The following is an 11,738-nucleotide window of genomic DNA, read 5'->3' as shown; positions in this document are numbered from 1 at the left end:
TCTGCGGCGTGACCGCGTGCGTGCATCTCGGCCGCGTGCCTGGGAGCCCTGCGGCTTGATTGGACATCCGTTCCCGCCTCGATACATATCCGACGCTGCGTCTCCCCCAGGGGTCCGCGAGGTACGCCTGCCCGCGGGGGGTCCTGCTCATCTACGGCAACAACGACAGCAACGGGTACTACCTGGAGCAGTGCAAGAACCACGGGCTCAAGCCGCACCCGGCACGTTTTCCGGTGCAGTTGCCGACGTTCTTCCTGCGGTTCCTGACGGATCCGGACGACCTCGTCCTGGATCCGTTCGCCGGGAGCAACACCACCGGAGAAGCGTGTGAGCGCGAAGGGCGCCGGTGGATAGCCGTGGAGACGGAAGAGCGGTACCTCGAAGCGAGCCGGTTCCGGTTCGCGGGAGATCTCCAGGCGCTGCCAGATCTGTACGAGAGCGCGGACGACGGCGAGAGCGTCGTCGTGCAGGGGAGCCTCTTCGGTTGAAGGAGGAGCCGTTCCAAGAAACCGACCAACGTTCCTGAGGTCCCTGGGCCAGGGTACGGCGCGCCTCATTGTAGTTCTATCCCAGGAGCAAGTACTCGAAGATCCCTCGCGAACCGCTGCTTCAAGGTCGTCTGAAACTCCAGGCACCGGACGACGTCATTGCGATCGAAAAGGACCTTGCCTCTCTGAGCCGCAATCTCCTCAACGCCTCGGCGGTCCAGCACTTCCAGAGCTTCCGAAAGAATGCGATCAACGGCCGCAACTCGTTCACGAACCGTTTTCGATGGTGTTCCGGGTGCGATGCCCCAGAAGTGTCCCGCCTCGCGGAAGTACTTAGGCCGGGCCGGATTGCTAAGCCAGTCCTGAAACACCGGATGTTCGAGAATCCGGGTCACCGCCGCCTCCAGCTCACGATCCAACTTCTCCTGAACAACCCGGTCCGACGGCTTTAGGGCAGCAGCAGCAGCCAAACCGGCCGGCGTCAACCGGTACACTCTGCGGCCAACCCGCTCGAAATACCCAAGGTCGACGCCCCCTTTCTGATCACCGCCTCTTGTGAGATTCCACATCGGTACCCCTTACTCGGACCCAGATTTCGCACGCTCCTTTCCCCGTTGCTTGTGCCAGGTCGGTGTCCTCGAAGCGCAGGACGCGGCGGTCGCCTGTGCACCACTCCAGGTCTGGTTGTGGAACTGTCCCTCCGACGATGTCTCGGACGCGCGGTTCGAGCAACGCCGACACGTACAGCGTGACGCCACGCCCGATCCGCAAGGTCTGTTCGGTATCCCATCGGAGAACGACTTCGTGGGGCACAGTTCCTCGCTTCCAGCCGCTACCACCTCCACCGCCCGTGCCGCCCCCAGGCTCGGTGCCGGGGCTCTGTCCAGCGCTAGCCCCACCGGACCCCATAGGAAGAAATTGGTTCTTGAAAGTATCGAGCCGACGATTCTCGTTGTGGACCTCCTCCAGTTGCTCCTGATCAAGGTCGTGCCGTCGTTGGTCTGTGAACCGCTACCGGGATCTGTCAACTTCGGGAACCTCGATTTACCGAAGCTCTCCTGCCTCGATGAGCGTGGCGACGTAGCGCTTCAATTCCGGTAGCCGGTGCTCGACGACGTTCCACACGGTTTCCAGCCGGACGCCAAAGTAATCGTGGATCAGAACGTCGCGCATCCCGGCGACCCGATTCCAAGGCACCTCGGGGTGCTTCGCGCGGAGGTCTGCGGACAGGTTCTTCACCGCTTCGCCGATCACCTCCAAGTTGCGAATGACGGCGTCCTGGGTTTTCGTGTCGCCGAAAAACGCTTCGCGCCCTTCTTGCGTGTACGACTCGATCCGGGCGATCGCATCTCGGATGTGTGCGAGGAAAACCTGATCGTCCTTCATAGGGCCCGCGCGTCTTGGAGGACGCGCTTGCGCAGGTACGGACTCAACCCTTCCTCTTCGACGATGTCGACGTGGCAGCCGAGAAGCTGCTCGAGGTCCTGCTTGAGTGCGACCAGATCGAGAAGATCTCGACCGGGCTCGAAGTCGACGAGCAGATCGAGGTCGCTTGACTCGCCGGCTTCACCCCGCCCGCGCGAGCCGAAAACACGTACGCGCCGCGCGCCGTGCTCGCGCGCAATCCGCCGGATCTCTTCGGCATGTTCCGTGATGAGGAGGTCTCTCATCGGTCACTCACGACGCCTTACCACTACGGTGCCGGGGCCAGATGGTCAAGCGCACGCTCGGCTGCCTTTGGGTGGTGTTGGGCGCGCGCAGAGCCCATGCACGAACGATCCGAAGTTGCGCACCGGCGTGTGGGGCCCGGTGGCGATCCGCAACTCTGCCGGTGGATTGCCGCTTGAGAATTGCGGGGATGACGTGCCTGGAATCTGCACGCCATGCGAAGACTCTGGTGATGGTCGGAAGGGTCGGTGGCGGCGAGCTCGTCAACGACCCCAAGGAATCGGCATCTTACATCGATGTTCATGGCAGGCGCCGCTGACCGCGGCTTTGCAAGAGGGCCGGGCATGAGTATGATCGCACCGAGGGTAGAAGCATGCCGACGAGCGAGCCAATGACCGTCACCTTGCCCACCGAGGTTGTGCGAGACATCGATCGGATGGAAACGAATCGGAGCAAGTTCATCCTCGATGCGGTCCAGCACGAGCTGCAGCGTCGCCGGCACGAGTAGCTACGGCGGTCGCTTAGCCAGCCACACCCGGAGAGCGCCCGAGTCGCTGAGGAGGGTTTCGACGAGTGGGCGAGAAGTTTGCCCGCGGAGGACGCCGGGGAGTTGGTGGACATGCAGGCCGGCACACCCGTTCGCTGGGTTCCAGGGAAGGGATGGGTGGAGGTCGCTGAGTGAAGCTCGACCGCGGCTCCGTCATTCTGCTCGATCTGGATCCGACCGTCGGCCACGAACAACGAGGCGTCCGGCCTTGCGTCGTCGTAAGTGACCCGAGGTGGTGGCGGATCAACGGTTCCCGCTCGTGTGCGTGGTGCCTGTCACGGGTACTCCTGGCACGGGAGCCCTGTATCCCGTCTTGAGCGCCGGGCGGAGTGGCCTGACGAAACAATCGTGCGCTTTGATCGATCATCTCCGCTCCGTCGACAAGGGACGCGTGCGCCGCGTCTTCGGAACACCCATCCGCGCACCGGATGGGGCGCCCGCGCAAACTGCTGCAGCGCGACGACACGCACAAGCCGCTTTCGGTCAAGGCGCTGGCGCTCACTGTGCCGACCGCACAGTGGAAGGCGGTACGCTTTGACGGTTTTGGGTAAGGGGTTCATTGCGTATAGGCTCACTGTGCCGACCGCACAGTGGAAGGCGGTACGCTGGCGCGACGGGACCAGAGGGGCGATGTGCTCACGGTTTGCCGCACTCCGTGTGCGAGCGGCGCCGCGACTATTGGCGCACGGTGCCACGGGACCTTGAGTGGCTGCTCATTGAGTGGCCGACTGGCGAGAAGGAGCCGATCAAGTATTGGCTGTCGACCGTCTCGGAGAAGGTGAGCCTTGACGACTTGGTGCGTCTGGTAAAGCTGCGATGGCGCATCGAGCGCGACTACCAGGAAATGAAGGACGAACTCGGGCTCGATCACTACGAAGGGCGATGTTGGCGGGGATTCCACCATCACGGAGTGTTGTGTATTGCCGCCTATGCATTCCTGGCGGCCGAGCGAGCTCGGCTTTCCCCCCCTACGCCTCTCGCCTTCCCGCGCGCCGCTCCCACCGGGGGGACAACGCGGCGGCAGAAGGCCGGCGTGAGGGCACGCCGTCTCCAGGTTGGCGCCGCGCCTTGCCCCGCCCACCTCGGGCGAAATCGTAGTTGGCTTTGCTCTCCGCTCGATCGTATCCGCCTCGATGCTGCCGAACCTCGTCGCGCTCTGTAGCTGCCCGGCAAGACATGCGGCGAGCACCGCCCTTGGTGGCTTCGTCGAGATGGGCTAAGAAGCCGGCATGCGCGCGATTGTTTTCGACCACTCAGGAGACGAAAGCGTTCTCCACCTCGGCGAGGTGGCCGCGCCACCGCTGGGCGCCGATGACTTGCGGATTAAGGTGCATGCCACCGCGGTAAACCGGGCGGACCTGTTGCAGCGCCAGGGTTTCTATCCTCCGCCCGCCGGGGCGTCGACGCTTCTCGGCCTGGAGTGCGCGGGAGTAGTCGTCGAGGTCGGCGCCAACGTGCGCGGCTGGCAGCCCGGCGATCGCGTGATGGCGCTGCTGGCCGGCGGAGGCTACGCCGAGGAGGCGGTCGTGGACGCTGGTTCGGCGATGCCGGTGCCAGCGGCCTTGTCGGACGAAGAGGCCGGAGCACTACCGGAGGTGTTTCTGACCGCGTTTCTGAACATATTTCTGCTCGGCGAGCCGCCGGCCGGCGGCAGCGTGCTGGTGCACGGCGGCGGCAGCGGTGTCGGCACCGCGGCGATCACGCTTTGCAAGGAAGCCGGCCTGCGCGTGATCGTGACCGCCGGCAGCGAGGAGAAGTGCCAACGCTGCCGGAGTCACGGGGCGGATGTGGCGATCAATTACGCCGCGGGCGACTTCGCTCCGGCGGTGCGCGAGGCCACTGGTGGCCGCGGGGTCGACGTCGTGCTCGATTGTGTCGGCGGCCGCTATTTGGCCTCGAACCTGACGGCGCTGGCAGCCGGCGGCCGTCTGGTGATCATCGGTTTGATCGGCGGCGCGCGGGGCGAGTTGGATCTCGCTTCGCTACTGATCAGGCGGCTGCGGGTTATGGGCTCAACGCTGCGCACGCGCTCGCCGGCTGAGAAGGCGGCCATCGTGCAAGCGTTCGAGAGCCGTTTCGGCGCGGCCCTCGCCGCCGGCCGCATCCGCCCGGTCATCGACCGCGTCTTCCCGCTCGCCCAGGCCGCCGCCGCCCACCGCGTGGTGCAGTCGAGCGTGCATTTTGGGAAGGTTGTGCTGCGCCTAGAGTAAGCGCAGCCTCCAAGATCGCGGCCCGGTGCGAAGGGATGGCGCCAGCCCCCAAGGAGCCGGGTATCGTGGTCATGCCCGCATCTGATGACGCTGTACACCTTGACCCGTAGCAGCCGGGCGCATAGATTGCGCCCGCCGCGGCGATTACTAGCAATGACTCGCAACGCCACTGTGCCGCGCGGCAGGAGGGATGGATGCCATGACGCGGAATCGGGGGAGTGCAAGGAGAATCTCGCTATCGGTCGTGCTGCTCATCGGTGCACTCGCGGGCCGGTCATACGCCGGCGCTACGCTTACGGGCGAGACCGGCTTGGTGATGATTCCCACCACCGAAGTTCTGGCCCCGGGACACCTGCGGGCCGGTATTTACGGCAACGGTGAGATCGAAACCGACCTCACGGCCGACGACCGGGATTTCGATCGCGTCGATTTCAGCCTCGGTGTCGGCCTGATCGAGGACCTGGAGTTTTACAGCCACATCCCGGTGGTCTTCTTTTCTCGGCCCACACCCGGTTTCGATGACGCCACCAACAATGGCGGCTTGCGTTTGGGGTTGAAGTACCGGCTGCTCGATGAAAGCAACGGCGCGCCGGTGAGCGCGGCCGTGCTGGCTGACGTTGTGGTCGGCATCGGCAGCAACAGCTTGCCGGCCATGCTCGATCGCACCATGGCTTTCGGGCGCCGCGAAACGTTTGAAGTCATGGGTATAGTCGATCGCACACTGTGGACGACCCGCAGCGGCGAGCGCGGCGTGCTGACAGTGAACGCCGGCGGCCTGTTCTTCGACAAACCCAAGCACTACTCGATCAACAATCAGGGCACGGAATTCCGCCGCCGTTTCACCGGCCCGGACACCACCTTCGCGGCCCCGTTCGAATTCGCCGTGGGCCTCAACGCTCCGCTGGTCGTTCACAAGGACCACGGCAGACTGTCTTGGACCGAAGAGTACCGCGGTAACACCGGCACTGTGGATGAACTACGCGGCTCGATCCCGATGCAGCTGTTTTCGGGTTTTCGTTGGACGCTGCCCGAGAAGACCGGGTTGGCACTACAGGGCGGTATCGACATTGCCTTGAGCGGCGTGCTCGACCAGTACCGCTATCTGGCCGGCTTAACCTGGCAGACGCCCGTGCCGCCGCCCGCGCCTGCGGTTGTCGCCCAGGTACCACCGCCACCACCACCGCCGGTACCCGCCCCGGCCAAGATGAAGGCGAAGATCGTGCTGCGGGGAGTGCGCTTTGACTCCGGCAAGGCCGATATCCGCTCCGATGCCGTGCCGGTTCTGGAAGAAGCTGCCGCCACCCTGCGGGACAATCCGGACTTGGCAGTGGTAGTCGCAGGCCATACGGATGCCAATGGCAGCGCTGCTGCCAACGACCAGCTTTCGTTGCGACGCGCCACAGCGGTGCGCGATTATCTCGTCAAGCTCGGCGTGCCCGCCCAACGGCTGACGGCGCGGGGCAAGGGCGAGAACGAACCGGTAGCCAGCAACGAATCCGACACCGGCCGGGCAGAGAATCGGCGCGTCGAACTGCTGGCGCAATAGGAGCAATGGTTATGAGGATTTTCCACCTTGGTTGGTGCGGTGCCTGGGCACTGGTGTTGGCAACAGCCACCGTGACTGCTGCCGGCGACCGACCAGCCGAGCAGTTCCAAACCTTCTGTGCCAGCTGGATGGATAAGCTGGCGGTGCGCGAGCGCGACAACTTGAGACAGATCCGCTGGGTCGCCAGTGGCGATGGCGTGGAAGGTGAATACGTCGGCTACAGCCAAGAGCACACCTGCGAGCTGAAGTCGCTGAGTGAACCTAAGGCAACGCCGGTGGGCAAGATCAAGTACCAGGAGCTTCGCTATCAGAAGCGCGGGGCGTCAGCGTCGGAGGCCGAGGCCGCCGCGCCGCGGGCGCTGGAGGCCACCGAGGTGACCGAGATCTTCCAGTACAAGAAGGGCAAGTGGGTGTACTGAGCGAGCTGAGCGCGCTGCGCCAGGCGTGTAACACGCCCGCCGGGTCAGATTCATGAAAGTCGGGTTGGTTGGTTTTCCGCGTGCCGGTAAGACCACGGTGTTCAACGCGCTGACCGGGTTGCACGCAACCGTAGGCGGCTATGCTGAGCCCGGCAAGCCGAACTTGGGTACAATCAAGGTGCCCGATTCGCGCGTCGATCGGCTGAGCGAGATCTTCCAGCCGCGCAAGACCACGTACGCCGAGATCGTGTTCGTCGATTTTCCCGCGGCCAGCGGCGAGCAGGCGGCCGGCGCCCTCGACACGGCCGCCATCGTGCAAATGCGGGACGCCGATGCGCTGGTGCAAGTCGTGCGCGGCTTCACCGATCCCATCAGCGGCGCACCGGCGGCCGCCGCGCGCGACATCGACAACTTCCGCAGCGAATTGATCCTGGCGGACCTCGCCGTCATTGAGAAGCGACTGGATCGGCTGAAGAAGGAGAAGGGCAAGGAGCGCGAGCAGGATCTGTTACAACGCTGCCGGCAGACGCTCGACGCCGAACAACCGCTGCGCGATTTGGCCCTGACCGGAGAGGAAGTGCGCACCGTGGCCGGGTTCGGTTTCCTCAGCCGGTTGCCGCTACTCGTGGTCATCAATGTTCCCGACGAGCAGGCGGCCGCGCCGCTGCCGGCCGAGGTGCAGGGCTTGCTCGCCCGCGACCATCTCACCGGGCTGGTACTCTGTGGCCAGATGGAGATGGAGATCGCCGCTCTCGACCCGGCCGATCGCGGCCCGTTTCTCGCTGACCTCGGCATCACGGAATCAGCGCGCGACCGCTTCGTGCGCGCCGCCTATGCGATGCTCGATTTGATCAGCTTCCTGACTTCGGGCGAGGACGAGGTGCGGGCGTGGACGATCAAGCGCGGCACCACCGCGGTCAAGGCCGCCGGCAAGATCCACAGCGACATCGAACGCGGCTTCATCCGCGCCGAAGTCGTGCATTACGATGACTTCATCGCTTACGGCAGCGACGCCAAGTGCCGCGAAGCCGGCAAGCTGCGCCTGGAGGGTAAGGACTATGTTATGCGTGACGGCGACATCGTACACTTCCGCTTCAATGTGTGAGCCGGAGGCGTTCGCCGCGGCCGCCGATAGCGCGACAGATTTGCAGCGGATTGCTTGACATGAGCAGCCGTGCCGACTAGCTTCGGTCCGCTGTTCGTGCGGTCGTCTTAGCACGAAGAAAAAACCACCAGTGGACGGACTCTGGCGATGGTTTCCGGAGCCAAAGGAGGAGAGCGTATGAAAGTATTTCAGAGGCATTGGAAGACTCTGTGCTTCGCGCTGGCGGCGAGCGTGGTCATTGCCGGCGGAGCCGGCCGCGCCCTGGCGGCTTGCGGCGATGGCACGCAGGATGAAGACGAAGCCTGCGATGACGGTAACCTGACCGACGGCGACGGCTGCGACCATGATTGCACCGTCACCGGCTGCGGCAACGGCATCGCCACCACCGGCGAGGCTTGCGACGACGGCAACACCAACAACTACGACGATTGCAAGAACAGCTGCGCGCTGAATACCTGCGGCAATGGCACCCCTGATGCCAATGAGGACTGCGATGACGGCAACCGCCTCGGCGGCGACGGCTGCGCCACCAATTGCTTGACCGAGACCGACAGACCGTTCAACTTCGATGCGGCGAAGAGCAAGTCCCAGGTCCAGCTCGCTTCGTTCAAGTTGGCCTTCAGGCTCGTCGGCGGCCAGGTGCTGACCACCAGCAGCCACGCCGACGTGGACGGCAACTACACTATGGTAACGAAGGCCGATGGCGTGCAGATCCAGCCGATCAAGGTGCCGCTCGGCTTCTGCGCCTGCGTGCGTGGGGCGGCGGTGAAAACCTGCGGCGGCGGCTCGCAAGGCCGCAACTGCACCAACGACGCCTCGGTCTGTACCGGGACCGGCGAGGGCGACTGCCTGTTTGTCCACGGCGCCGGCAATTCAACTTCGGGCGTGATCGGCTGCGGGCCGACCGGTATCAAGAATGTCAATTCCGATCTTACCCGCGATCATAACCTTCGGTTCAATGATCCAAGTGACGACTGCACCGATGCCGGCGAACAGCTGGACACGAATCCGGACCATGGTGCTTGTGTGGGTGGCGCCAAGGATGGCTTGGATTGCTCTCCGCGCGACGCGGCCATCACCTGCCCGGGCGGCACCTGTCTCCAGGCTTGCAACGGTCCGACCGTGTTTACACCCTCGGGCGAGGGACCTCCGGGATCCGCGCTGTTGGTGAACTCGCTCTCGATCACCACGCTCCCTGACGGCGGCAACTGCGCCACGGAGTTCAACACCAAGGTCTGCGTCGGCGGCTCCGACCCCGGCGCCGAATGCACCGACGACCCCGAGGCGTGCTTGGGCGGAGGTACCTGTCAAGTTGCCAAGGGCGCGGATGGTCTCCCGTGCACGCCCGACGATGCCATGCAGGCCGCCGCGGCCACGGTGCCGCTGACGACCGGCATGGCCTCGACCAACATCTTCAACGCGAACAATACCCGCGATTCTTTCATCGGCGAGGGCGGGGCCTGCGGCGACGTGCCATGCGACACCGTGCTCAACGGGACGCCCTTTGACTGCGCCAAGCTGGCGGCCAACCCCACCGGCGGCGCCGGCGGGGTCAGCCTGGGGAGCGCCTTCCCGGCCCTCGATAACGACAACGGCGACCTGGCCGTCACCTCCGCCCTGGCCTCGGTGGCCGATGTCGATCAAAGCCCGACGCCGACCAATACAGTTGAGCCGACCCCGACGCCAACCACGCCGCCGAGCGGCTGCGTGGGCGACTGTGGCGACGATGGCGAGGTCACGGTCGAAGAACTGGTCAAAGGCGTGAACATCGCGCTGGGTACGTCGCCACTGAGCGAGTGTCCGGTGTTCGATTCCGACAACAGCGGCGACGTCACCGTTGATGAACTGGTCAAGGGCGTGAACAACGCGCTTAGCGGTTGCGCCTGACGGGCGCGGCTCACAGCCGTTGCGTTGAAACCGAAGAGGGGGCGCCGCCGCCCCCTCTTCGCGTTTTCGGATCACTCCTCACGGCCGGCGGCAATCAAACGATCCAATTCCTCGACCAGGCGCGGCAGCACCTCGCTGTAGCTGAAGCTGCCGATCTTCACGTCCTTCTTCTTGAGGTTGACCGTCGCCGGCCCACACCACAGGCCGAGGTCGGCGTCGTCGGTCTCGCCCGGGCCGTTTACGCGACAACCCATGACTGCGATGGTGAGGTGGTGGCCGCGGGCGTAAGCGGTCAGCTCCTTCACCTGCTGCGCCAGCTCGACGAACTGCTCGTTCTCCACCCGCGAGCAACTCGGGCAAGAGATAATGTTCAAGCCCTTGCCGAAATCGGGCACGCTGATGAAGCTGCCGGCGGCCACGTCGGCGAGGATCTGATAGCCGACGGTGACTTCCTCGTGTTTGCGTTCATTCGGCAGTGTCAGTGAGACGCGCAGCGTATCGCCGATGCCTTTGGCCAGCAGCTTCTCGAAGGCGAGTCGGGTCTTGACGATACCGTCCGGCGGCAGGCCGGCTTCGGTGACACCCAGATGCAGCGGCACGTCCGGGCGTGCGGCGGCAAAACGGGTATTGGCCGCCACTACCTTGGCCGGATCGGAATCCTTCAGCGACACCACGTAGCGGTCAAAGCCGGCATCCTCCAGCAAGCGGCAGTGATAGAGCGCCGACTGCACCAGGGCTTCGAGATGATCGGCGGGATAGCGGGCGAGGAACTCGGGCGCGACCGAGCCGCAGTTGACGCCAATACGGATAGCACAGTCGGTGTCGCGTGCGACCGCGGCCAGCCAGCGGACCTTGTCGCCGATCGACTTCTCGCGTTCGGCGTGATGCAGGTGCCCGGGATTGTAACGCAGCTTGTCCACGTACGGGCCGATTACCGCCACCAGCCGATAGTTCTCCTGCAAATCAACCGCAAGCGTGGCCTCGGTCTGCCGGCGGATTTCCTTGAGGGCGGCGGCGTCTTTGACGGTGTCGGCAGCAATGCGAACGATGGCGGCGCCGGCGCGGTGCAGCTGCTCTACCTGCGCCACCGTGGCCTCAAGGTCGCGCGTCTTGGTGGCGCACATACTCTGCACCGCGATCGGTGCTCCGCCGCCAACGGTAACGTGCCCGATCCGGACCACGCGCGTGCGAGTCGAACTACACAGGTTTGCCATGCGGCGAAAACGCTAGCGGAAGGTTGCCGAGCACTCAAGGTGAGGACAGCGAGCAGCGCGGCAAAGCCCACTGCCACCAGGGGCGAGGATCACGGCGGTGAAATCGGAGGCCGGCGGCGCGTCTCGGCCGCCGTGCGCACTTGTAATCCTTCGCTCTCGCCCGACAAGCGGGCGCGCACGAAGTCCGCCGGGGTCTGCCCGGTCCAGCGGCGAAAAGCCTTGGTAAAGGCACTCTGATCGGAGAACCCCAAGAGAAACCCCACCTCATCGATTCCCCGCTTCTCTTTCCTCAGCGCGGGCTTGGCTCGCAGCCCAAAGCTCGACAGGGGTATTCCGTCATGCCCGCAATCTTTAGAGCCTGCCCCCGCGAAGGCGTGGGGCGGGCATCCAGGGGCGGTGGGGCTCCGAATGGATTCCCGCCCCGCGCTTTCGCGGGAATGACGGAGGGAAATCTGCGCGTCACGCCAAGACATTCGGCCATAGTAGTTCAGGGAGGCCCGGGCGCGTAGCGGTCGCCGTGGGGCCGAACAATACCGGGGATTGGGTAGAACGCGTGGAGCGCCGCCGCGTCGATGTCCACCACGGCGATGCCGCTTTGCGGGCCCACCAGCGACACGAAGCCGAACTTGGCGTGCGGCGTAAGGTCAGTGTGCG

15 protein-coding genes are annotated in these 11,738 nt (G+C 64.7%); 9 read left to right on the top strand and 6 right to left on the bottom strand.

Annotated elements, in window-relative coordinates; all coding sequences use genetic code 11:
• Nucleotides 1-59 precede the first annotated feature (59 nt).
• Nucleotides 60-488, top strand: coding sequence for a site-specific DNA-methyltransferase (locus HY699_06810; GenBank protein ID MBI4515508.1), 429 nt, complete (start codon nt 60-62; stop codon nt 486-488).
• Nucleotides 489-553: 65 nt separating this feature from the next.
• Here HY699_06810 and HY699_06805 read toward each other — a convergent pair whose 3' ends face one another.
• The 3 genes from HY699_06805 to HY699_06795 all read right to left on the bottom strand — a co-directional run bounded on the left by HY699_06805 (nt 554) and on the right by HY699_06795 (nt 2,158).
• Complete coding sequence (locus tag HY699_06805) at nt 554-1,057, bottom strand: hypothetical protein (GenBank protein ID MBI4515507.1); 504 nt, start codon at nt 1,055-1,057, stop codon at nt 554-556.
• A gap of 475 nt (nt 1,058-1,532) precedes the next feature.
• Nucleotides 1,533-1,874, bottom strand: a complete 342-nt coding sequence (locus HY699_06800; protein MBI4515506.1) for a DUF86 domain-containing protein — start codon at nt 1,872-1,874, stop codon at nt 1,533-1,535.
• Nucleotides 1,871-2,158, bottom strand: a complete 288-nt coding sequence (locus tag HY699_06795) for a nucleotidyltransferase family protein (protein MBI4515505.1) — start codon at nt 2,156-2,158, stop codon at nt 1,871-1,873. Before HY699_06795 ends, HY699_06800 begins: the two co-directional genes overlap by 4 nt.
• A gap of 676 nt (nt 2,159-2,834) precedes the next feature.
• Here HY699_06795 and HY699_06790 point away from each other — a divergent pair.
• The 8 genes from HY699_06790 (at nt 2,835) to HY699_06755 (ending at nt 9,870) form a co-directional block, all read left to right on the top strand.
• Nucleotides 2,835-3,020 carry a type II toxin-antitoxin system PemK/MazF family toxin gene (locus tag HY699_06790; GenBank protein MBI4515504.1) on the top strand — a complete coding sequence of 62 codons (186 nt, stop codon included), beginning with the start codon at nt 2,835-2,837 and terminating at the stop codon, nt 3,018-3,020.
• Nucleotides 2,972-3,241 (top strand): hypothetical protein, encoded by a 270-nt coding sequence (locus HY699_06785; protein MBI4515503.1) that lies wholly within the window; start codon nt 2,972-2,974, stop codon nt 3,239-3,241. Before HY699_06790 ends, HY699_06785 begins: the two co-directional genes overlap by 49 nt.
• Nucleotides 3,242-3,358: 117 nt before the next feature.
• Nucleotides 3,359-3,865 (top strand): transposase, encoded by a 507-nt coding sequence (locus tag HY699_06780; protein MBI4515502.1) that lies wholly within the window; start codon nt 3,359-3,361, stop codon nt 3,863-3,865.
• A 67-nt stretch (nt 3,866-3,932) separates the two neighbouring features.
• Nucleotides 3,933-4,913: an NAD(P)H-quinone oxidoreductase gene (locus HY699_06775; protein ID MBI4515501.1), complete on the top strand. Its 981-nt coding sequence runs from the start codon at nt 3,933-3,935 to the stop codon at nt 4,911-4,913.
• A gap of 199 nt (nt 4,914-5,112) precedes the next feature.
• A complete protein-coding gene (locus HY699_06770; protein MBI4515500.1) occupies nt 5,113-6,459 on the top strand; it encodes an OmpA family protein in 1,347 nt (448 codons plus the stop codon).
• An 11-nt stretch (nt 6,460-6,470) separates the two neighbouring features.
• Nucleotides 6,471-6,878 (top strand): hypothetical protein, encoded by a 408-nt coding sequence (locus HY699_06765; protein ID MBI4515499.1) that lies wholly within the window; start codon nt 6,471-6,473, stop codon nt 6,876-6,878.
• Nucleotides 6,879-6,930: 52 nt separating this feature from the next.
• Complete coding sequence (gene ychF, locus HY699_06760; protein MBI4515498.1) at nt 6,931-7,983, top strand: redox-regulated ATPase YchF; 1,053 nt, start codon at nt 6,931-6,933, stop codon at nt 7,981-7,983.
• 177 nt (nt 7,984-8,160) lie between these two features.
• Nucleotides 8,161-9,870 carry a hypothetical protein gene (locus HY699_06755; GenBank protein ID MBI4515497.1) on the top strand — a complete coding sequence of 570 codons (1,710 nt, stop codon included), beginning with the start codon at nt 8,161-8,163 and terminating at the stop codon, nt 9,868-9,870.
• Nucleotides 9,871-9,941: 71 nt separating this feature from the next.
• Here HY699_06755 and ispG read toward each other — a convergent pair whose 3' ends face one another.
• The 3 genes from ispG to HY699_06740 form a co-directional block, all read right to left on the bottom strand.
• Entirely contained in the window at nt 9,942-11,084 is a 1,143-nt protein-coding gene (gene ispG / locus HY699_06750) for a (E)-4-hydroxy-3-methylbut-2-enyl-diphosphate synthase (protein ID MBI4515496.1), read from the bottom strand.
• Between the two features lie 89 nt (nt 11,085-11,173).
• Complete coding sequence (locus tag HY699_06745) at nt 11,174-11,557, bottom strand: helix-turn-helix transcriptional regulator (GenBank protein ID MBI4515495.1); 384 nt, start codon at nt 11,555-11,557, stop codon at nt 11,174-11,176.
• 14 nt (nt 11,558-11,571) lie between these two features.
• Nucleotides 11,572-11,738, bottom strand: a 167-nt coding sequence (locus HY699_06740; protein MBI4515494.1) for a hypothetical protein, incomplete at its 5' end; no start/stop codon positions are given.

The sequence above is a fragment of the Deltaproteobacteria bacterium genome (assembly GCA_016210005.1).
Taxonomy (GTDB): domain Bacteria; phylum Desulfobacterota; class Binatia; order HRBIN30; family JACQVA1; genus JACQVA1.
The sequence above is the reverse complement of the archived record's forward strand: the minus strand, read 5'-3'. Positions and strand labels throughout refer to the sequence as shown.